The following is a 255-nucleotide window of genomic DNA, read 5'->3' on the forward strand; positions in this document are numbered from 1 at the left end:
GGAGGGCGTGGACCTCGGGCCGCGGCCGGCCCGGCACCCGGCGGTGCGGGAGCTCTGCGGGGAGGCGGTGGCGGCGGCGAACGCGCGGGTGGCGCGGCCGGCGCGCATCCGGGACTTCGTGGTGCTCGACGAGGACTTCACGGTGGAGTCCGGCGTGCTGACGCCGACGCTCAAGGTGCGGAGGGGGGTGGTGGCGGAGCGGTACGGGGTGGAGATCGCGGCGCTTTATGGGGCGCCTGCGGGTGGTGGTGGTCT

Annotated in this window: 1 pseudogene; it reads left to right on the forward strand. The window is 76.5% G+C overall.

Annotated features, from left to right (window positions below):
- Window positions 1-255, forward strand: a pseudogene (locus tag ACSNOD_RS32005) (AMP-dependent synthetase/ligase); the annotation flags it as partial.

The organism is Streptomyces sp. URMC 123 (genome assembly GCF_051386515.1).
GTDB lineage: Bacteria > Actinomycetota > Actinomycetes > Streptomycetales > Streptomycetaceae > Streptomyces.